Source organism: Dechloromonas aromatica RCB (assembly GCF_000012425.1).
The window spans coordinates 4,043,184-4,062,131 of sequence record NC_007298.1 but is presented as its reverse complement, the minus strand read 5'-3'; the positions used below and the strand labels follow the sequence as shown (position 1 = coordinate 4,062,131).

Annotated in this window: 17 protein-coding genes; 10 read left to right on the top strand and 7 right to left on the bottom strand. The window is 60.0% G+C overall.

The annotated features are described in order from the left end of the window. Positions 1-14 precede the first annotated feature (14 nt). The 5 genes from DARO_RS19275 to DARO_RS19255 all read left to right on the top strand — a co-directional run bounded on the left by DARO_RS19275 (position 15) and on the right by DARO_RS19255 (position 5,052). Complete coding sequence (locus DARO_RS19275) at positions 15-1,331, top strand: DUF1329 domain-containing protein (protein WP_011289501.1); 1,317 nt, start codon at positions 15-17, stop codon at positions 1,329-1,331. 120 nt (positions 1,332-1,451) lie between these two features. Further along, positions 1,452-2,528 carry a 3-isopropylmalate dehydrogenase gene (leuB, locus tag DARO_RS19270; protein WP_011289500.1) on the top strand — a complete coding sequence of 359 codons (1,077 nt, stop codon included), beginning with the start codon at positions 1,452-1,454 and terminating at the stop codon, positions 2,526-2,528. 306 nt (positions 2,529-2,834) lie between these two features. Next, the gene (locus tag DARO_RS19265; protein ID WP_011289499.1) at positions 2,835-3,356 is read left to right on the top strand and encodes a TlpA disulfide reductase family protein; all 522 of its coding nucleotides are present in this window, start codon (positions 2,835-2,837) and stop codon (positions 3,354-3,356) included. Between the two features lie 130 nt (positions 3,357-3,486). Further along, positions 3,487-3,783: a hypothetical protein gene (locus tag DARO_RS19260; protein WP_011289498.1), complete on the top strand. Its 297-nt coding sequence runs from the start codon at positions 3,487-3,489 to the stop codon at positions 3,781-3,783. Between the two features lie 51 nt (positions 3,784-3,834). Continuing rightward, on the top strand, positions 3,835-5,052 hold the full coding sequence (locus DARO_RS19255) for a c-type cytochrome biogenesis protein CcmI/CycH (RefSeq protein WP_011289497.1): 1,218 nt from the start codon (positions 3,835-3,837) through the stop codon (positions 5,050-5,052). A 10-nt stretch (positions 5,053-5,062) separates the two neighbouring features. Here DARO_RS19255 and DARO_RS23200 read toward each other — a convergent pair whose 3' ends face one another. Beyond that, positions 5,063-5,221, bottom strand: coding sequence for a hypothetical protein (locus DARO_RS23200; protein ID WP_198134074.1), 159 nt, complete (start codon positions 5,219-5,221; stop codon positions 5,063-5,065). A gap of 431 nt (positions 5,222-5,652) precedes the next feature. Between DARO_RS23200 and DARO_RS19245 the strand changes: the two genes are divergently transcribed. Both DARO_RS19245 and gluQRS read left to right on the top strand, forming a co-directional pair. Further along, positions 5,653-6,630 carry a sensor domain-containing diguanylate cyclase gene (locus DARO_RS19245; RefSeq protein WP_157037343.1) on the top strand — a complete coding sequence of 326 codons (978 nt, stop codon included), beginning with the start codon at positions 5,653-5,655 and terminating at the stop codon, positions 6,628-6,630. Between the two features lie 149 nt (positions 6,631-6,779). Next, positions 6,780-7,685 carry a tRNA glutamyl-Q(34) synthetase GluQRS gene (gene gluQRS, locus DARO_RS19240; protein WP_011289494.1) on the top strand — a complete coding sequence of 302 codons (906 nt, stop codon included), beginning with the start codon at positions 6,780-6,782 and terminating at the stop codon, positions 7,683-7,685. Here the strand turns inward: gluQRS and clsB are convergent. The 4 genes from clsB to DARO_RS19220 all read right to left on the bottom strand — a co-directional run bounded on the left by clsB (position 7,666) and on the right by DARO_RS19220 (position 11,241). Continuing rightward, positions 7,666-8,859, bottom strand: a complete 1,194-nt coding sequence (gene clsB, locus DARO_RS19235) for a cardiolipin synthase ClsB (RefSeq protein WP_011289493.1) — start codon at positions 8,857-8,859, stop codon at positions 7,666-7,668. The genes gluQRS and clsB overlap by 20 nt on opposite strands. Then, entirely contained in the window at positions 8,849-9,607 is a 759-nt protein-coding gene (locus DARO_RS19230; protein WP_011289492.1) for an endonuclease/exonuclease/phosphatase family protein, read from the bottom strand. Before DARO_RS19230 ends, clsB begins: the two co-directional genes overlap by 11 nt. Before the next feature lie 7 nt (positions 9,608-9,614). Then, the gene (nadA, locus tag DARO_RS19225) at positions 9,615-10,712 is read right to left on the bottom strand and encodes a quinolinate synthase NadA (protein ID WP_011289491.1); all 1,098 of its coding nucleotides are present in this window, start codon (positions 10,710-10,712) and stop codon (positions 9,615-9,617) included. Between the two features lie 76 nt (positions 10,713-10,788). Next, complete coding sequence (locus tag DARO_RS19220; RefSeq protein ID WP_011289490.1) at positions 10,789-11,241, bottom strand: rhodanese-like domain-containing protein; 453 nt, start codon at positions 11,239-11,241, stop codon at positions 10,789-10,791. A 47-nt stretch (positions 11,242-11,288) separates the two neighbouring features. On the opposite strand from DARO_RS19220, the gene DARO_RS19215 reads away from it, so the two are divergent. From DARO_RS19215 to DARO_RS19205, 3 genes are all read left to right on the top strand, one after another. Beyond that, positions 11,289-12,458, top strand: a complete 1,170-nt coding sequence (locus tag DARO_RS19215; RefSeq protein WP_011289489.1) for a cation diffusion facilitator family transporter — start codon at positions 11,289-11,291, stop codon at positions 12,456-12,458. A gap of 201 nt (positions 12,459-12,659) precedes the next feature. Beyond that, positions 12,660-14,075, top strand: coding sequence for a type I glutamate--ammonia ligase (gene glnA, locus DARO_RS19210; RefSeq protein ID WP_011289488.1), 1,416 nt, complete (start codon positions 12,660-12,662; stop codon positions 14,073-14,075). 107 nt (positions 14,076-14,182) lie between these two features. Then, entirely contained in the window at positions 14,183-14,629 is a 447-nt protein-coding gene (locus tag DARO_RS19205) for a DUF4124 domain-containing protein (protein ID WP_011289487.1), read from the top strand. Between the two features lie 78 nt (positions 14,630-14,707). Here the strand turns inward: DARO_RS19205 and DARO_RS19200 are convergent, their stop codons facing one another. Both DARO_RS19200 and DARO_RS19195 read right to left on the bottom strand, forming a co-directional pair. Then, a complete protein-coding gene (locus DARO_RS19200; protein ID WP_011289486.1) occupies positions 14,708-17,851 on the bottom strand; it encodes an efflux RND transporter permease subunit in 3,144 nt (1,047 codons plus the stop codon). A 3-nt stretch (positions 17,852-17,854) separates the two neighbouring features. Beyond that, positions 17,855-18,931 carry an efflux RND transporter periplasmic adaptor subunit gene (locus DARO_RS19195; protein ID WP_041225273.1) on the bottom strand — a complete coding sequence of 359 codons (1,077 nt, stop codon included), beginning with the start codon at positions 18,929-18,931 and terminating at the stop codon, positions 17,855-17,857. Between the last annotated feature and the right edge of the window lie 17 nt (positions 18,932-18,948).

The window sequence follows — 18,948 nt, the reverse complement described above, 5'->3', positions numbered from 1 at the left end:
AGGAGACATAAAGTATGAAAAAGCATCTGATTGCCATGCTGCCGCTGATGGCAGCCGGCGTGATGGGGGTGGCGCAGGCCGCCACCGAAGCCGATGTCGACAACTCGTTCAACCCGTACAAGGCCGGCATGCCGAGCTTTCCGGGGCTGACCGCCGGTACCGTGATCAACAAGGCCAACGCCGACCAGTTCAAGGATGTGCTGGGCGCCGGTGTGTACAAGCTGATCAAGGATGGCCTGTTTGAAATGAAGGTCGGCGCCACGACGCAGTTCGCCATCAACAAGAACTACACCGACGCGACCAAGGCCAACCTGAACAAGACCAAGCTGGGTGCCAAGCCGGGTGACATGATCACCGGCTATGTCGCCGGCCGCCCGTTCCCGGAAGAGCCGGATGCCAAGGATGCACGCGCTGGCGAGAAGCTGGCCTGGAACTACAAGTACGGTGTTAACTGGGGTGACGGCGCGGTCATTTCGCCGTTCTACTGGAAGTACCGCAACATGCAGACCGGGCAGGTGGAAAAGACCATCAAGTGGGACTTCCACTTCCTGAACTTCATGCACCGGACCAAGGATGCGCCGATTCCGGAATTCACGCCGAACCCGTCGGGCATTTTCCGCGCCATCTACACCAAGGCCCACGAGCCCAGCGACCTGAAGAACACCCAGTTGCTGATCCAGCGCTTCGAGGATGATGCCAAGCTGGACGATGCCTACCTCTACCTTGGCTTCCAGCGCCGTGTCCGCCGCCTGGCCCAGGGCCAGGTGACCGATGCCTTCCTTGGCTCCGACCTGATGATCGAAGACTTCGAGGGCTACAACGGCCGGGTGTCCGACATGAAGTGGACCTACAAGGGCACCAAGAACGTCCTGTTGCCCATGTGGAATCACGACGAGCTGAAGTTGGCGACCGACATGCCGGCAGAAGCCGATGGCTACAAGTATGTCGACATGGGCGGTCAGGGCAAGTGCTTCTCCGAAGGCACCTGGCAGCTGCGCAAGGTCTATGTGCTCGAAGCGGCGCCGGTCAATACCAACCATCCGGTCAGCAAGCGCGTCTTCTACATGGACGTCCAGTTGCAGAACCTGAACGGTGCCAACGAAATCTACGACCGCAAGGGTGAATTGTGGAAGGTCTTCATGGTCGGCAAGTCGCACCCCGATCATCACCTGCCGGTCAACAAGGGTGCCGGTATCGGTATCGATGACGCCTTCTCCATGGTCGACCTGCAGTCCAAGCACTGCACCACCGGCCAGTTCAAGGGCCAGGTCGATCCGAAGAAGAATCCGCCGGGACTCTTCCAGGTGCAGAACCTGCGCGGCGGTGACTGATCCAGATAGTCCTGCACCCCGATAACGGGTGTCTCTGCGGTTGAGAGTCGTTCTGCGTTCGACTCTCCTCCAACCTTAGGGGGGCTTCAGGCCCCCCGTTTTTTTGCGGTGAGTTGTGAAATGAAAATCTGTGTAATTCCCGGGGACGGCATCGGTGTCGAAATTTGTGCCGAGGCCGTCAGGGTGATCGACGCCCTGAAGGATATCCATGGCCTGAAAATCGAATATGAGTACGGGCTGTTGGGTGGCGCCGCCTACGATCAGACGGGGCGCCCCTTGCCGGTTGAAACCTTGAGGCTGGCTGACGAAGCCAACGCCATCCTGCTCGGTGCCGTCGGCGGCCCGAAGTGGGACAAGCTGCCGGCCGAGTCGCGCCCCGAACGCGGCTTGCTGGGGATCAGGAAATATCTCGGGCTCAATGCCAATCTGCGTCCGATCAAGGTCTATCCGGAACTGGCCAATGCCTCGACGCTGCGCCCGGAGGTGGTCAGCGGACTCGACATGATGATCGTCCGGGAACTGACGGGCGATATCTATTTTGGCCAGCCGCGCGGGATACGGACCTCCGGGTTCGAACGCGTCGGTTACAACACCATGGAGTACTCCGAATCCGAGATCGCACTGATCGCCGAAATGGCGTTCAGGATTGCCCGCCAACGGAGTGGCAAGGTGATGTCCGTCGACAAGATGAATGTGCTGGAGTGCATGCAGCTCTGGCGCGACGTGGTGACCAAGGTCGGCGAACGTTTCCCGGATGTCACGCTCGATCACATGCTGGTCGACAACGCGGCCATGCAACTGGTCAAGAACCCGAAGCAGTTTGATGTCCTGCTCACCGGCAACATGTTTGGTGACATTCTCTCGGACGAAGCCGCGATGCTGACCGGTTCGATCGGCATGCTGCCTTCGGCCTCGCTCAATGTCGAGGACAAAGGGATGTATGAGCCTTGCCATGGTTCAGCGCCGGACATTGCAGGGCAGGGCGTTGCCAATCCCTTGGGCATGATTCTGTCGGCAGCGATGATGTTCCGCTATAGCTTGGGCCGGCCGGACATGGCCGATGCGATCGAATCAGCGGTCCAGACGGTATTGACGAATGGCGCGCGGACCAGGGATATTTTCCAGGCCGGTGACCGTTTGGTTTCCACTTCCGAAATGGGTGGGCTGGTCGAGGCGGCGCTAAGGCGAATCAGCTAGGGCAACGACAGGGGATGGGCAAATCATCCTGAAAAATCCACTCAGGCATCGTTGCCTGCCGAGCGGTTTGGTCGCGCCGGTGCACTTGGGCAAAGTGTTTTCGCACCGGCAATTAAAAGGAGGCATGTTCGGCATCGATTAAAATGCGGCGCATCCCTTCGGTCATACGAGAAAGTCTGTTTCGTTTTCCGTACTCGTGCTGGCCGCTTGGGAGATGTCGACTATTTTTTGGATGCGAACAAGGCAGCAGACTTCTGTTTCGGATGCATGTTTTGATTTGGCCGAATGAAAGTATTGGGGGTGCTGATGATCAAGATGTTCCGAGTGTTTCTAATGTGTATTACCGGACTGGGCGTCTTGCAGAATGCCTATTCTGCGAATGCTTCAGTGCAGGTCATTGACGAACAGTTGGCGGATGCCGCATTAAACGACTTGGCCAGTGGCGCCGGAAAACTCGCCCAATTTCGCGGCAAGCCATTGCTGATTAATGTCTGGGCGAGCTGGTGTGGGCCTTGCCGAGAGGAAATGGGGTCGCTGGAGAGGTTGGCCAAGCGCTATGACGGAAAGCAGATCAATATCATCGGCATCTCCACCGATGATGATCGTTCGGCGGCCCTCGCCTACCTGAAGCGCGCCGGAATTACTTTTCGGAATTACATAGATCGAAATCTGGTACTGGAAAAAATTCTGCGCGCCGACCGATTGCCGTTGACCGTTTTGGTTGATGCAGATGGGCGGGTGATCAAGAGGATTTATGGCTCACGCAACTGGGATAGCCCGGAGGCAACAAATCTGATTACCCAGGCTTTCCGGTTGGGGGCGCGGTAGGCTCGTGTTTGTTAATGCAAATAAAAGACGAAAATTCCGGCCCCAAGATCTGGGCTCGCTTTTGAGAAACCGGTGACCGCGTAAGCGATTGGCACGAACCTGTTCGTGACGGGGGGGGGGCGGTGTTGCGATGGCGAGCTTCTACAGCGGTGGCGGCTTTTCCGGGCAGAACTACGGCTTGAACAATATTTTTCCCTTTGCCGAAGTGTGGCGTCTCGAAGGGAATCTGCGTTATTTTTCGTCGAAGAGCGATAACGGCAGCGGGCAGACCAATTTCTCCCCCGCCATCAAACTGGGCTACCAATGGCGTAGTACGATGTTCGTCGAGAGTGAAATCGGCTTTTCGGATCAGAAAACCACCGGGATCAATTCGGGAAGCAATAAGCGCGAATATCTCTATCTTGGCCTTCGCTGGGACTTCCGCTAAGGTCTGGTCAATTTTTTTCCGGGAAATCCCCGGGTATCGGGTAATCAAAAAATGATGTTTGCGGTTTATATCGGTGTTGCCAGTATCGCGCTGTGCCTTCTCCTGCTGTGGGGGCTGAGCAAATGGTCGTCACGTCAGGCCGGTCAGGGACCATCGGTCGATATTGGCCAGGCCTTGCGGGAACGGCTCCTTGCCAGGGCAGAAGGGCGTATTGATCAGGCTGAATTCGATCGCCAGCAGGCTGCCTTGCATGCCTCGCTGCTGAGCGCCCCGGCATCACCGCGTCCGGCGACAGGAAAACTGGTGTGGGCTATTCCTGGCGGCGTTCTGCTGCTGGGCATGGCGGTTTATTTCGGTTTTTCCGGCCCGGGAACGGTTTCTGCTCCTGATTCGATGCCGGCGACTCCCTCGCTGTCAGCCGGGGCTGGAGCGCCTCCCGCCAACACCAAAGGCGGCGATCTGGGCACGGTCGTCAAGCGCCTGGCCGACAAGATGGAAGCCGATCCGAAAAATGGTGAAGGCTGGTTGCTGCTGGCCAAGACTTATGGTGAATTGAGACGATTTGCCGAGGCCGATGCTGCCTATGAAAAAGCCGCCGCTTTGTTGCCGGCCGATGCGACCATGCTGGCTGACTGGGCGGATACCCATGTGATGGCCAAGGATCGCAAGTGGGACGCAGCCGGTCGGGATATCGTCAAACGAGCACTGGCGGTTGATCCCAAACACGTCAAATCGCTTGCCCTGGCCGGCAGCGAGGCTTTCGATCGTGCCGACTACAAGGGGGCAATCGCTATCTGGAAACGCATGAAAGCAGCGGCGCAACCTGACTCGATGGACAGCAAGTTGGCCGATGCGAATATTGCCGAAGCCGAGTCGATGCTGAGCGGCAAGAAACCCGCTACGCCCGTGCTGGCAGGCGCCTCAGGCCCGGTTGTCGCTGGCGTGGTGACTTTGTCGCCGAAATTGCGCGGCCAGGTATCGCCAAGCGACACCCTATTTGTGGCCGCCAAGGCGCCGGACGGGAAAGGACCTCCACTGGCAGTTTGGAAATATCAGGGGACTGATTTCCCCATTGAATTCCGTCTGGATGACAGCATGGCCATTATCCCGGGACGAACCTTGTCCCAGCATCCAGAAGTTATCGTGACGGTTAGACTTTCCAAGACCGGGAGCGCTGATTTAGGTAAGGGCGATATTTCCGGGGCGCCTGCAAAAACCAAGCTGGGCGATACAACAATGGTCTTGGAACTGAATTCCATCAACCAGTAGCGCAGCAAGATCAAATCTCAGCCTTGGTGCGGGCGCAAAATATCGCGTTCGCCAGAACAAAGAACTGCAGTTCAGCGTGATTGTTCCGCTGAACTGCGGGCTGATTCATCAACCCGATGATCAGACTATCAGAGGCCGGAAAGGCCTCTTGAACCCAGGTTTCCGACATTAGCGAAACGTGGAGCCAACAATAGTAGTCCACCTGGCGGCAAGGTGTCGCGAGCTGAATTTGCGACTTTAATTGCTCGGAACAAACCTGGTCTAAGGCCAATCCAATGCCAAGTCGCTCGCCAGTTATCCTGCGCGCCCGCCGATCTCGAAGAAGATCCGCGCATTGGGAAGGACGGGTTTAAATCGCCCTCAAACTATTGAGGCTTGCGGCTGATCGTCGTGGGGAAATCGGCGACTGGCCAAAGAACTCGTCGTCTTGGGTTGGCTTAATTATTTTTGTGTGAATCGATTATATAATTAATAATTTCCTGGTCGATGCGGCTAAAAGTGCGGCTTGAACTGCACAAAACTAGCCGGGCTGCCATGTTCGGGCTATCGTGAAAGAAGAAGTTCTCGTTTTTCGGCGGGAATGGCAAAGGAATGGCAATGATGTCTAGTCGAAAACCGGCTAATCAGTCTCAAGAGTTGAGTTTTGCCGTAAACCTGATGGAGCATCTGGTGGTGCCGACCTTTGTGGTGGACGCCGCTTGTCGGGTGCTGATCTGGAATCGGGCCTGCGAACGACTGACCGGCGTGATGGCCTCAGAGGTGGTGGGTACCGTCGATCACTGGCAGGCTTTCTACGACGAGCCCCGCCTGTGCCTGGCCGATGCGCTGGCCAAGGGAATGACGGCCGATCTGGACCGCCTCTATTCCTACCATACCGAACCCTCCGAGCATGGTCATGGCATGAAGGCCGAGAACTGGTGCGTGATGCCGAAGATGGGTGAGCGCCTGTATCTGGCGATCGACGCCGGACCGATCTATGCCGACGATGGCCAGCTGGTTGCCGTTGTCGAGACACTGCGCGACATGACTGATTACAAGAACGCCCAGATGGCCTTGCAGCAGCAGGCCACGATGGACGGTCTGACGGGACTGGCCAACCGCCGCAGTTTCGATGAGAAGCTGCATGTCGAATGGAGCCGGTCGCAGCGCTACGGCGAGCCGATTGCGCTGATTTTGGCTGACGTGGACTATTTCAAGCGCTACAACGACTGCTACGGCCATCAGGGTGGCGATGAATGCTTGAAGGCCGTGGCTGGTATTCTGCGGCGCGAGGTTTTTCGGCCGACCGACATGGCGGCGCGCTATGGTGGCGAGGAATTCGCGATCATTCTGCCCGGGACGGATTTGCAAGGCGCCCTGACCGTGGCCGAGCGCCTGCGTGCCGATATGGAGCGCTCAGCCTTGCCCCATGCGGCCAGCGAGGTGAGCCCGTGGGTGACCTTGAGCATCGGTGTGGCGGCTATCGTCCCCGATCGTGAGGCGTTGTCGGCGACGCTCGTTGCCAAGGCCGACAGGGCCTTGTACAAGGCCAAGGGGAGCGGCCGTAACGTGGTTCGCGCCGGTGGCGATGAACATTGAGGGGCGGCGAATCTTGAGCGACCAGCGGATGTATCGGTGCTGATCGTTCGGTGCTGAGCGGGAGGTCTCGGCGGACAAACGCCGGCCTGCCTTCGCGCTGGCCTTGGCTTCGACATAAAATCGCCTGGCCCTGGTTTTTTCCGTCGTCAATGAACTCACCTTACCGGGGGCGTTTCGCGCCCTCTCCCACTGGTCCTCTGCACTTCGGCTCGCTTGTCGCGGCGGTCGGCAGCTATCTGGATGCCCGGACGCAGGGTGGTGAGTGGCTGGTACGGATGGAGGATGTCGATACCCCGCGCAACGTCCCGGGGGCTGCCGACGACATCTTGCGTACGCTGGACGCCTTCGGTTTCGAATGGGATGGCCCTGTGTTGTATCAGAGCAAGCGCTTCGAGGCCTATGCCGAAGCGCTGGATCGGCTGAAGCAGGCCGGGCTGCTCTATGGCTGTGCCTGTTCCCGCAAGGAAATCGCCGATTCCGCCACGCACGCGGCGATCGATGGTGGATTGGCCTATCCGGGAACCTGCCGCGGCGGATTGCCGGCCGGCCGCCAGGCACGTGCCTGGCGACTACGGGTTGATGCCGGTGAGACCGCTTTCATCGATCGCTTGCAGGGACGGGTTGCTCAGCATCTCGAGCACGATGTCGGCGATTTCGTGCTGCGCCGTGCCGATGGCCTTTTCGCCTACCAGTTGGCTGTGGTGGTCGATGACGCCTGGCAGGGCATCAATGCGGTGGTACGCGGGGCCGACCTGCTGGCTTCAACGCCACGCCAGATTTGGCTGCAACGTTGCCTCGGGTATCTGGAGTTGACCTACGCTCATTTGCCAGTAGCCGCCAATCCGGCGGGTGAGAAGTTGTCAAAACAAACTCGGGCTCAGGCGTTATCCGTTGACCGGGCCGCTGCCGAATTGGTCCGCGCTTTGCGGTTTCTTGGACAAGGCGTGCCGGAAGCGCTTGCCCGGGGGGCGGCCGCCGATGTCTGGGCATGGGCGGGTGAACATTGGACATTTGACGCGGTGCCGCGCCAGTCCCTTATTCTTCTTCCGGCTTGATACCCCGGTTTTGCCAATGATGCTGGCCGTAGCCGGCGATGCCGACCATGGCGCGAACCAGGCCGTAGGCCAGCCAGCGTAACAGCCGAGAATGCCAGGGCAGGCGGGTCAGGTCTTCGTGCCGCAATTCGCGGGCGCCGTTCTCGATAGCCGCGCCCAGGCTGGCTTTCAGTTCGCCTGCGAAAGCCGCGTCACGGACGACGAGATTGGCTTCCTTGGCCAGCAGCAGGCTGAACGGGTCGATGTTGGACGAGCCGACCGTCGCCCACAAGCCGTCAATGACGGCGACCTTGGCGTGCATGAAGCTTTTTTCGTACTCGAAAATCCGGATGCCGGCCTTAAGCGCCGTGGCATAGAGGGTTTGCGTCGCATAGCGCAACAGATGGTGGTCGGTCTTGCCCTGGAGCAGGACGGTGATACGGACACCACGTCTGGCTGCGGCATACAACGCGCGACCGAAGCGGACGCCGGGCAGGAAATAGGCATTGGCAATCAGTATTTCGCTCTGCGCGTTGTCGATGGCGTCCAGGTAGGCGTTGAGGATGTCGTTGCGGTGCCGGATGTTGTCGCGGATCAGGAAAGCGGCAGTCTGCTTGCCGGCAATCTCGCTACAGGCCCGCGTCACCGGTGACAGGCGGAAGCGTCGCTTGAAGCTGGCCCAGGAGACGATTTCCCACATCCGGCGGACGGCATGATGAATCTGGTCGAGGGTCGGGCCTTCGATGCGTACGGCGTAGTCGTAGTGGGGGCGCAATTCGGGTGGCCCACTGTCGTCGCTGAGGATGTTGATGCCACCGACGAAGGCGATCCGCGCATCAATCACTGCCAGTTTGCGATGCAGCCGGCGCAGGCGGTGGCGCTTCAGATGGAAGCGGCCGATCTCGGGGCGGTAGAACAGGGCGCGGACGCCGGCCGCAGTGAGGCGGGGCAGGAAATCGGCGGCGAAATTGTGGGCGCCGTAGCCGTCCACCGTTAGATTGACCTGGACGCCACGTTCGGCCGCCAGGCACAGGGCTCCGGCGACCTCGTGACCGATTTCATCGTTGGCGAAGATGTAGCTTTCAAGGTAGATCTCGATCTGCGCTTGGCTGATCGCAGCGAGCAGGGCGGGGAAATAGTCGGCGCCCGAATTGAGCAAGGTCAGCCGGTTGCCCGGCAGAAATTCAGCGGCCATGCCTTGCGAGGTAAGCCGACAGCGCGGCGTGGTCGGAAATATTTGACCACGGCAGCCCATGATGGACTTCCGTGCGCTTCACGTCGAAGCCTCGCACATAGATGCGGTCGAGACGGAACATCGGCATGGCGGCCGGGAAGCTGCGCGCCGGGTTGCCGCTCGGGCCGCTGAATACCTCGCGCAAGCCGAGACGTCGGGCCATGTGTTCGCCCGCCCGGTTGCCCCAGTCGTTGAAGTCGCCGGCGATGATCAGCGGCGCGGTCGGGTCGGCTGTTTTATCCAGATAAGTGGCCAGGGCGTCCATCTGTTTGCGGCGCGAATAGCCGAACAGCGATAGATGCACGCAGACGCAATGTGCGGCCGGTCCCTCGGGCAGTTCGATTTGGCAATGCAGCAGGCCGCGTTTCTCGAATTGCAGATGCGTCACGTCCTGGTTGTGTGAATGCAGGATAGGCAAGCGCGAGAGGATCGCATTGCCGTGATGGCCGTGATCGTAGATCATGTTCTGGCCATAGGCGCAGGATGCCCAGACATCCTCGGCCAGGAATTCGTGTTGTGGCGAATCGGGCCAGTCGTCGTGATTCTCGGCGTGGCCGAGGTGCAAGCCCTGCACCTCCTGCAGAAAGACGATGTCCGGGTTGAGATGGCGCAGCCGCTCGCGCAGTTCGTGCACCATCATTCGCCGGTTAAATTGCGAAAAGCCCTTGTGGATGTTGAACGTCGTGATGTGCAACGTGGGCTTGTTCATGATCGGCTCAGGAAATCGCCAGCATCCGGTCGAGCGCTAGCTTGGCGGCGGCAGTTTCGTGCTCCGGCACCTTGATCTGGTTGACCACCTTGCCCTCGGCCAGGTTTTCCAACGTCCAGGCCAGGTGCTGCGGGTCGATGCGCTGCATGGTCGAGCACATGCAGACGGTGGTCGCCATGAACTGGACGATCTTGTTCTGCGGCAGCACTTCCTTCGCCAGTCGGTCGACCAGGTTCAGTTCGGTGCCGACCAGCCAGCGCGTGCCCTCCGGCGCTTCCTTGATGGTCTTGACGATGTGTTCGGTCGAGCCGACGTAATCGGAGGCGGCGCACACTTCGAAATTGCATTCCGGGTGGGCGATCACCTTGCCGTCCGGGTACTTGGCGCGGAAGGCGTCGATGTGCGACTTCTGGAACATCTGGTGCACCGAGCAGTGGCCCTTCCAGAGCAGGATGCGCGCCTTCTTGATCTGCTCCGGCGTCAGGCCGCCGAGTTCGAGATCGGGATCCCAGACGACCATCTCGTCCATCGCGAATCCCATGTTGTGGCCAGTCCACCGGCCCAGATGCTGGTCGGGGAAGAACAACACTTTCGGCCGGCGCTCGAAAGCCCATTTGGCGATGGTGCCGGCGTTCGACGATGTACAGACGATGCCGCCATGTTCGCCGCAGAAGGCTTTCAGGTCGGCTGCCGAGTTGATGTAGGTGACCGGGGTGACCTCTTCCTCGGCGTTCAGCACTTCATTCAGTTCGCGCCAGCAGCGTTCGACCTTGGCCAGATTGGCCATGTCGGCCATCGAGCAGCCGGCAGCGAGATCGGGCAGGATGGCCTTTTGGTTCGGCGCGGTCATGATGTCGGCGACCTCGGCCATGAAATGTACGCCGCAGAAAATGACGTATTCCGAATCGGTCTGCGAAGCGAGGCGGGAAAGCTTCAGCGAATCGCCGGTCAGGTCGGCGTACTGGTAAACGTCGGCCCGCTGGTAGTGGTGACACAAAATGACTGCCTTCTTGCCGAGCTTGGCACGGGCGGCGCGGATGCGCTCATGGCAGGCCTCGTCGGACAGGCTGTTGAAGGGGGCGAAGGCAAGGGTGGCTGTTTGCATGCTGTACTCTGACTTTTGGCCATTTCATTTGTGGCCGTTTTTACGTTCTACCCAGTAAATCCGGTTAGTCGCGGGATTATCCCTGAATCCAGGGCAAGCCGGCCTTACGCCAGCCGCCAATGTTGTTTCGATGGCCGTTGGCGTCCTTGTCGCCCTCGAAACCCTCAAGAATATTGTAACAAGCGTTATAGCCGGCTTCGCTGGCAGCCGTTGCCGCGCCGATCGAGCGTACACCGCTGCGGCACAGGAACATGACCAATGCTTCAGGATCAACTTGCCGTTTCAACTCGGCCATAAAGTTAGGATTGCGGACGCCGCCCGGATATTGATTCCACTCGATTTCGACCACGTCGGGAACGCGTCCAACCCAATCCAGTTCGGCGCGAGTGCGGACGTCGACGATTTTCGCGCCGGGCGCCAGTTGCAGCAACTGGAAGGCTTCCTGCGGGGTCAATTCGCCCAGATAGGGGCGACCAAGCGCTTCGCCGCGAGCGCGGGCCAGATTCAGTATCTCGGTTAACTTTCCCATAATTTCGAACTGCTAGAATCGCAAGCCAACAGTATAGGGCAGACAACATGGTGCAAGAGCAACTCCACGTGACAACATCCCCGGCCGATCGGGCGGTCGAGGCGCAAAAGGCAACGTGGGTCAGTGTTGCGGTCAATCTGGTGATGACGGTTATTCAGCTTATTGTCGGCTGGCTGGCGCATTCACAGTCATTGGTGGCGCATGGCCTGCACTCGTTTTCCGATTTGCTGTCCGATTTTCTCGTCATCTACGCCAGCCGGCAGAGTGCCCATCCCGCCGATGAGGCCCACCCTTACGGCCACGCGCGCATGGAAACTGCCGCCACGCTGGTGCTCGGAGCTTCGCTGACGCTGATCGGTGGCGGCATCCTGTGGGAGTCGGGCATGCGTCTTCAGCATATCGAGGCGTTGCCGACCGTCGAACTTTCAGCCCTCTGGGTGGCGATCGCCACGGTGGTATCCAAAGAGGCCTTGTACCGCTACCTGATCCGGGTGGCCGAGCGCTTGCGTTCTCAATTGCTGATCGCCAACGCGCTGCATACCCGTGCCGATGCGGCGTCAGCGCTGGTTGTCGTGGTCGGCATCGGCGGCGCCTTGCTCGGCTGGTCATTCCTCGATCTGCTGGCTGCGGCCCTGATGGGCTTCATGATCCTGCGCATGGGTGCCGGTCTGGCCTGGGGCGCGATCAAGGAGCTGATCGATACCGGGCTGGATGAGTCACAGGTCGAGGCTATTCGTGCGACGCTGCGCGAAACGCCCGGCGTGCGCGGCTTGCACCAGCTAAGAACCCGACGCATGGCGCATCAGGCACTGGTCGACACCCACGTTCAGGTCGATTCGCGGATCAGCGTTTCGGAAGGTCACCGCATCGCCGAGTCGGCACGGGCCCGGGTGCTGCGCGAACATCCGGAGGTGCTCGATGTGCTGGTCCATATTGATCCGGAGGATGATATGGACCCGGCGGTTTTTTCTGCCCGCCTGCCGGGCCGGGAGGCCTTGCTGGCCGAGCTCAAGCCATTGCTGGCCGGATTGCCGAAGCCGGAAAAGGTGGTTTTGCATTACTTGAACGGCCAGGTCGAACTTGAGGTCTTCCTGAACCACGTCTTTTTCGAAAACGGCGAAGCACTAAAGCGAGCCGAGGAAGCCTTGGTCGAACAGCTAAAAGCCCATGCCGCAGTGCGTTGCATCTCTTTGAATTGCCTGGTTGCACCAAAATAGTGCGCATTTATTTGGTTTTGCACGATCGTGGTGCATGTGTGGTTCGGCGAATTCTTTGCTTAAAACCGGCATCTCCTTGTGGCAAAATAGAAAGATTGCTCCAGAGTGTTTGGCATGCTTTCTGCTAACTGCTCCTGAGTTACGATTTTTTGATTGTCGCCGGATCTGCCGGCACCTTGTTTTCTTAGGAGACTGACGCTTATGGCAACCCCCCAAGACGTGATCAAGATGATCAAGGAAAACGACGCTAAATTCGTCGATTTCCGTTTCACCGATACCCGTGGCAAGGAACAGCACGTTACCGTGCCGGTTTCCGCCTTCAGCGAAGACAAGTTCGAAAACGGCCACGCTTTCGACGGTTCCTCCATTGCTGGCTGGAAGGGCATTCAAGCCTCCGACATGCAGTTGAACCCGGATCCGGCCACCGCCTACATCGATCCGTTCTTCGACGAAACCACCGTCGTCCTGACCTGCGACGTCGTTGATCCGGCCGATGGCCGTGGTTACGACCGCGACCCGCGTTCCATCGCCAAGCGCGCTGAAGCCTACCTGAAGTCCTCCGGCATTGGCGACACCGCCTACTTCGGCCCGGAACCGGAATTCTTCATTTTTGACGGCGTCGAATGGAATGTCGACATGTCCGGCTGCTCCCTGAAGATCCACTCTGCTGAAGCAGCTTGGGGTTCTGGCGAGAAGAACGACGGCAATGGCTCCACCGGCCATCGTCCGACCGTCAAGGGCGGCTACTTCCCGGTTCCCCCGGTCGATAGCCTGCACGACATCCGTTCGGCCATGGTGCTGACCCTGGAAGCCCTCGGCTGCCCGGTTGAAGTTCACCACCACGAAGTCGCCACTGCCGGTCAGTGCGAAATCGGTACCGTGTTCAACACCCTGGTCAAGCGTGCCGACCAGACCCAGATCCTGAAGTACGTGGTGCACAATGTTGCTCACCAGTACGGCAAGACCGCCACCTTCATGCCGAAGCCCATCGTTGGCGACAACGGTTCCGGCATGCACGTTCACCAGTCCATCTGGAAGGACGGCAAGAACCTGTTCGCCGGCGACGGCTATGCAGGTCTGTCCGAACTGGCCCTGTTCTACATCGGCGGCATCATCAAGCATGCCAAGGCACTGAACGCCATCACCAACCCGGGTACCAACTCCTACAAGCGTCTGGTTCCGCACTACGAAGCTCCGGTCAAGCTGGCTTACTCCGCCAAGAACCGTTCTGCTTCCATCCGCATTCCGTACGTTGCCTCCACCAAGGCTCGTCGTATCGAGACCCGTTTCCCGGATCCGATCGCCAACCCGTACCTGTGCTTCGCCGCGCTGCTGATGGCCGGCCTGGATGGTATCCAGAACAAGATTCACCCGGGCGATCCGGCTGACAAGAACCTGTACGATCTGCCGCCGGAAGAAGATGCAAAGATCCCGACCGTCTGCGCATCGCTCGAAGAAGCCTTGGCTGCCCTGGACAAGGATCGCGAGTTCCTGACCCGTGGTGGTGTCTTCTCGAACGACTGGATCGACGCTTTCATCTCCCTGAAGATGGACGAAGTGAACAAGGTTCGCATGACGACCCACCCGGTCGAATTCGATCTGTACTACAGCTGCTAATTAGCACTGTGCAAAAAAGGGCGGGTTTCCCGCCCTTTTTTTGTCCACTTTTTCGGGTCTATGCCGTTAAGTCCGGTACACTCAAACGGTTACGAGGAATGATGACGATGACACGCTGTTCGCTTGCCCTGCTTGTTGCCCTTTTGCCGCTACCGGCTTTGGCGCAGACCATCTATAAATGTATTGATGCCGGTGGCAGCACCACCTATGCCAGTGCAAGGCTCGACAAGAACTGCAAGGCAATCTCCAGTGGCCCTGAAAATGCGATTCCGGCACCCAAGGCGAAACCAGCTGGTGCCGCTGCGAATCCATCGCCCGCTGGCTTTCCGCGTGTCCAGGAAGACACTCAGAAAGCCCGTGATGGCGATCGTCGCCATATCCTGGAACAGGAACTGGCCGGTGAGCAGCGCAATCTTGAGCAGGCCAAGAAGGAGCTGGCCGAGCAGCAGGCGGCGGGGGCGAGCAGCGATCGCGCCGCTCCGTATCGCGATCGCGTCGGACAGCATGAACGCAATATCCAGGCAATTCAGAAGGAGCTGGGCAACTTGAAGTAGTTGCTGGCTATTGGCTGTTAGCAAAGTTTGGGGGCGCTGCGGCGCCCTTCGCTTTTGCTAACAGCTAGCCGCTATCGATTAGCTACTGCTTTTTACCTTGTACCATGCAGCATAAAGCGATGGCAGGAAGAGCAGGGTCAGCCCGGTGGCGACGATCAGTCCGCCCATGATGGCGACCGCCATCGGTCCGAAGAAGTCGTTTCTGGAGAGCGGGATCATCGCCAGCACCGCGGCGGCGGCAGTCAGCACGATGGGCCGGAAACGCCGGACTGTCGATTCGACGATCGCATCCCGCCGCGCCTTGCCGGCAGCCATGTCCTGTTCGATCTGATCGACCAGAATCACGGCATTGCGCATGATCATGCCGAATAGGGCAATGGTGCCGAGCAGGGCCATGAAGCCGAAGGGCTGATTGAAGACGAGCAGGAACAGGGCGATGCCGATAATGCCCAGTGGTGCGGTCAGCAGCACCATCACGACGCGCGAGATGCTTTGCAGCTGGATCATCAGGATGGTGATGACCGCCAGGATGAACAGCGGAAGACCGGCAATGACGGAACTGGAGCCCTTGGCCGATTCCTCGACCGAGCCGCCGGTGGCGATCCGGTAGCCTTCAGGCAGGCCGGCCTGGATAGCCTCTATTTCCGGCTTGATGCGGTCAACGACGGTGGCTGGCTGAATCTTGCCGTAAAGGTTGCCGCGTACCGTGATCGTCGGCAGGCGGTCGCGTCGCCAGATCAGTCCCGGTTCGAAGCCATATTTCACGTGGCCGACCTGGCTCAGCGGCACGCTCTTGCCAGCGCGGGTCGGTACGGCAAGATCGGCCAGTGCCGACAGGTGGCTGCGTTCGTCGCGGTCGCCGCGCAGGACGACGTCGATGGTCTTTTCGCCCTCGCGGAAACTGGTCACCGTATAGCCGGTCAGCGACATGTTGAGCAGGGCAGCGACATCCTGGCTGGAAACGCCGAGCAGGCGGGCCTTGTCCTGGTCGATTTCAATCTCGACGGACTTTGATAGTTCGCTCCAGTCCATATTCACGTTGGACAGTTCGGGGTTCTTGCGCATGACTTCAGCGATCTGCGCTGCGGCCTTGCGCAAGGTCATGATGTCTTCGCCGGACACCCGGTATTGCACCGGGTAGCCGACCGGTGGTCCGTTTTCGATACGGCTGATGTTGCCGCGGGCGCCGAATCCGTCATGCTCGAACAAGCTGATCAGCCGGCCGCGCAGTGCCTCGCGGGCCTCGACGCTGCGGGTTACGATGACCAGCTGGCTGATATTGCTGGCCGGCAGTTGCTGGTCCAGGCCGAGGTAATAGCGCGGCGAGCCGGAACCGACGTAGGTGATGTAGTGCTCGAACTGCCCGAATTCAGCGTTGTCCTTGTCCAGCCAGTCTTCCAGGCGCTTCGTCTCGGCGTCGATGGCGGTGATCGAGGCACCCTCGGGCAGGCGCAGTTCGACATTGAGTTCGAGGCGTGTCGAGTTCGGGAAAAACTGCTTCTGGACCTTGCCCATGCCGACGATGGACAGGGCGAACAGCGCGATGGTGATGCCGATCACCAGCCAGCGACGCTCGACACACCAGCTGACCAGTTGCCTGAAACGGAGGTAGAAGGGCGTGCCATAGACGTCGTGATCTTCGGCATGTCCCGGACCGTTCAGGCCGATCTTGTCGCCCAAACGGGCGAGGCGGGGCCAGTTCTGTTCGAAACGGCTGGCCCGGCGGGTCGCGTGTGGATCGGGCAGTAGTTTGTAGCCCAGCCAGGGAATGGCGATGACGGCGGCCAGCCAGGAGATAAGCAGGGCGACCGCATTGATCTGGAAGAAGGCAAAGGCGTATTCGCCAGTCGCCGATTTGGCCAGCGCGATGGGGATGAAGCCGGCCACCGTGACCAGCGTGCCGGACAGCATGGGGCCGGCCGTGCTGGTGTAGGCGAAAGAGGCAGCGCGGGTGCGTTCCCAGCCCTGTTCCATTTTCACCCACATCATTTCGACGGCAATGATCGCGTCATCTACCAGCAGACCGAGCGCCAGAACCAGTGCGCCGAGCGAAACCTTGTGCAGGCCGACATTGAAAAACTGCATGGCGAGGAAGGTGGCGGCCAGGACCAGTGGAATGGAGATGGCGACGACCATGCCGGTGCGTATGCCAAGGCTGATGAAAGTAACCAGCATGACGACCGCGACGGCCTCGGCCAGGGCCTGGACGAAAGCCTTGACTGAACGCTTGACCGCTTCCGGCTGGCTGGCTGACTCGCCGATCTCGACGCCGACCGGGAGGGATGCTTGCAGCGCGGCGATACGGTTCTGCAGATCCTTGCCCAACTGGATCACGTCGCCACCCTTGGTCATTGAAACGGCGATGGCCAGGGCCTGTTTGCCCCCGAAGCGAACTTGCGTCGCCGGCGGATCGATCGTGCCGCGGCGAACCGTGGCGATGTCGCCCAGCCGGAAGCTGCGATTGCCAGCGCGGATCAAGGTGTCGGCCACCGCCTGAACACTATCGAAGGCGCCACCGGGGCGGATCTGGATGCGCTCGCTCTGTGTCTCGAAGAAGCCGGCGCCGGCGACCGTGTTTTGCTGAGCGAGCGCCTGAACGATGGTCGTCTGGTCAATGCCGAGCGTCGCCAGCTTGGCGTTGGAGAGCTCGATATAGATTCTTTCGTCCTGGATGCCGAAGATTTCCACCTTGCCGACATTGGGGACGCGCAGCAGGTCGTCGCGAATACGCTCGGCGAGGTCCTTTAGTTGCGGGTAGTCGAAACCTTCAGCAGTCAGCGCATAAATATTGCCGAAAACGTCGCCAAACTCGTCGTTGAAGTACGGGCCCTGGATGCCGGCGGGCAAGGTCTGGCGGATATCGCCGATCTTCTTGCGAACCTGGTAGAAAACATCAGGCACCGTCGGCGGTGGCGTGCTGTCCTTGGCGAAGAACATGACGGTCGATTCGCCGGGGCGCGAGTAGCTGGAAACCCGATCGATATAAGGGGTTTCCTGCAGCTTTTTCTCGATCTTGTCGGTCAGTTGCTGCTCGACCTGGCGGGCCGTGGCGCCAGGCCAGAAGGTGCGGATCACCATCAGCTTGAAGGTGAAGGGCGGGTCTTCGGCCTGGCTCAGCCGGCCGTAGGCGATAACCCCCATCAGGGCGATGGCAAACAGGAAATAGCCGACCAGTGTCCGGTGGTGCAGCGTCCAGTCGGAAAGATTGAAACGGTGGCTCACGGCTTAACGCTGCCTGGCCGGCGGGGTGGATGGTTTCGGCTGGACGTCCTGGCCGTCAACCAGCTTGCCGGCGCCGCTGATGATGACCAGTTCGCCGGCCTGCAGTCCGGCAGTAATGGCGACGCCATCCTCGCGGAATTGGGCAATCTGCACCGGCCGGGTGGTGACCTTGCCGTTGCTGACGACCCGGACCAGCGGTCCCTGTCCGAGGTCGATGACCGCGCTGAGTGGTACCAGCAGGTTGCTATCGGCGTTGTTGTTCACCATGACGCGAGCGGTCATGCCGAGACGGACTTCGGGTGACGGGTTGAGTAGCCGGATGCGGGCCGCGTAGGTGCGGGTTGCCGGGTCGGCGGCCGGAGAAAGCTCGCGCAGTTCGCCGCGCAGCTTGATGTTCTGATCGGCCCACAGGGTGACCTGAAGACCTTTTGCTGCCTTGAGCTCGGCCAGCCGGTTTTCGGGAATGGCGATGGCCACTTCCTTTTCCTCGGGGCGGGCAACGCGCAGCACGGCCTGGCCAGGGCTGACGACTTGTCCGGTATCGGCCAGTACAGCGGTGACGATGGCTGGAAATTCACTGCTCAGCGTGCCGTAGGCGGCCTGGTTGCCGCTGATCTGGTTTTGGGCTCGGGCCTGTTCCAGGCGAGCCTGGGCGCTGTTGAAGGCGTTGTCCTTGGCATCGAACGCGCCCTGGCTGACGAACTTTTTGGCCAGCAGGCCGGCGTAGCGGTCACGGTCGGCGCGGGTGGTCGTCAGGTCGCTTTCGGCGGCGGCCAATTGTGCCCGGGAAGCGGCGGCAGCCAGTTGCAGGTCGTTGGGGTCGAGGCGGGCGAGGGCTTGGCCGGCCTTGATTTCGGCCCCGGCGTCGACCAGACGGGTGGCAATCTTGCCGCCGACGCGAAAAGCGAGGTCAACTTCGTGGCGGGCGCGAATCTCGCCAGTGTAGATGCCACTGCTCAACGGCGCGCTGCTGGCCTCATGCACCAATACGGTGCGTGGTGCCGGCGGCGGTGGGTCGCCGGCATGGCAGCCGGCAAGGAGCGCGCAGGCACCGAGTAGCAGGGCGAGTGAACGAGGCATGGTCTTCGGCATTGTTC

What these genes read in the sequence shown, in the direction of transcription:
- DARO_RS19220 (WP_011289490.1), bottom strand. Translation starts at nt 11,241, where the DNA reads ATGGGAAAGTTAACCGAGATACTGAATCTGGCCCGCGCTCGCGGCGAA.
- DARO_RS19265 (WP_011289499.1), top strand. Translation starts at nt 2,835, where the DNA reads ATGATCAAGATGTTCCGAGTGTTTCTAATGTGTATTACCGGACTGGGC.
- DARO_RS19255 (WP_011289497.1), top strand. Translation starts at nt 3,835, where the DNA reads ATGATGTTTGCGGTTTATATCGGTGTTGCCAGTATCGCGCTGTGCCTT.
- glnA (WP_011289488.1), top strand. Translation starts at nt 12,660, where the DNA reads ATGGCAACCCCCCAAGACGTGATCAAGATGATCAAGGAAAACGACGCT.
- leuB (WP_011289500.1), top strand. Translation starts at nt 1,452, where the DNA reads ATGAAAATCTGTGTAATTCCCGGGGACGGCATCGGTGTCGAAATTTGT.
- gluQRS (WP_011289494.1), top strand. Translation starts at nt 6,780, where the DNA reads ATGAACTCACCTTACCGGGGGCGTTTCGCGCCCTCTCCCACTGGTCCT.
- DARO_RS19275 (WP_011289501.1), top strand. Translation starts at nt 15, where the DNA reads ATGAAAAAGCATCTGATTGCCATGCTGCCGCTGATGGCAGCCGGCGTG.
- DARO_RS19260 (WP_011289498.1), top strand. Translation starts at nt 3,487, where the DNA reads ATGGCGAGCTTCTACAGCGGTGGCGGCTTTTCCGGGCAGAACTACGGC.
- DARO_RS19195 (WP_041225273.1), bottom strand. Translation starts at nt 18,931, where the DNA reads ATGCCTCGTTCACTCGCCCTGCTACTCGGTGCCTGCGCGCTCCTTGCC.
- DARO_RS19205 (WP_011289487.1), top strand. Translation starts at nt 14,183, where the DNA reads ATGACACGCTGTTCGCTTGCCCTGCTTGTTGCCCTTTTGCCGCTACCG.
- DARO_RS19245 (WP_157037343.1), top strand. Translation starts at nt 5,653, where the DNA reads ATGTCTAGTCGAAAACCGGCTAATCAGTCTCAAGAGTTGAGTTTTGCC.
- clsB (WP_011289493.1), bottom strand. Translation starts at nt 8,859, where the DNA reads ATGGCCGCTGAATTTCTGCCGGGCAACCGGCTGACCTTGCTCAATTCG.
- nadA (WP_011289491.1), bottom strand. Translation starts at nt 10,712, where the DNA reads ATGCAAACAGCCACCCTTGCCTTCGCCCCCTTCAACAGCCTGTCCGAC.
- DARO_RS19215 (WP_011289489.1), top strand. Translation starts at nt 11,289, where the DNA reads ATGGTGCAAGAGCAACTCCACGTGACAACATCCCCGGCCGATCGGGCG.
- DARO_RS23200 (WP_198134074.1), bottom strand. Translation starts at nt 5,221, where the DNA reads ATGTCGGAAACCTGGGTTCAAGAGGCCTTTCCGGCCTCTGATAGTCTG.
- DARO_RS19230 (WP_011289492.1), bottom strand. Translation starts at nt 9,607, where the DNA reads ATGAACAAGCCCACGTTGCACATCACGACGTTCAACATCCACAAGGGC.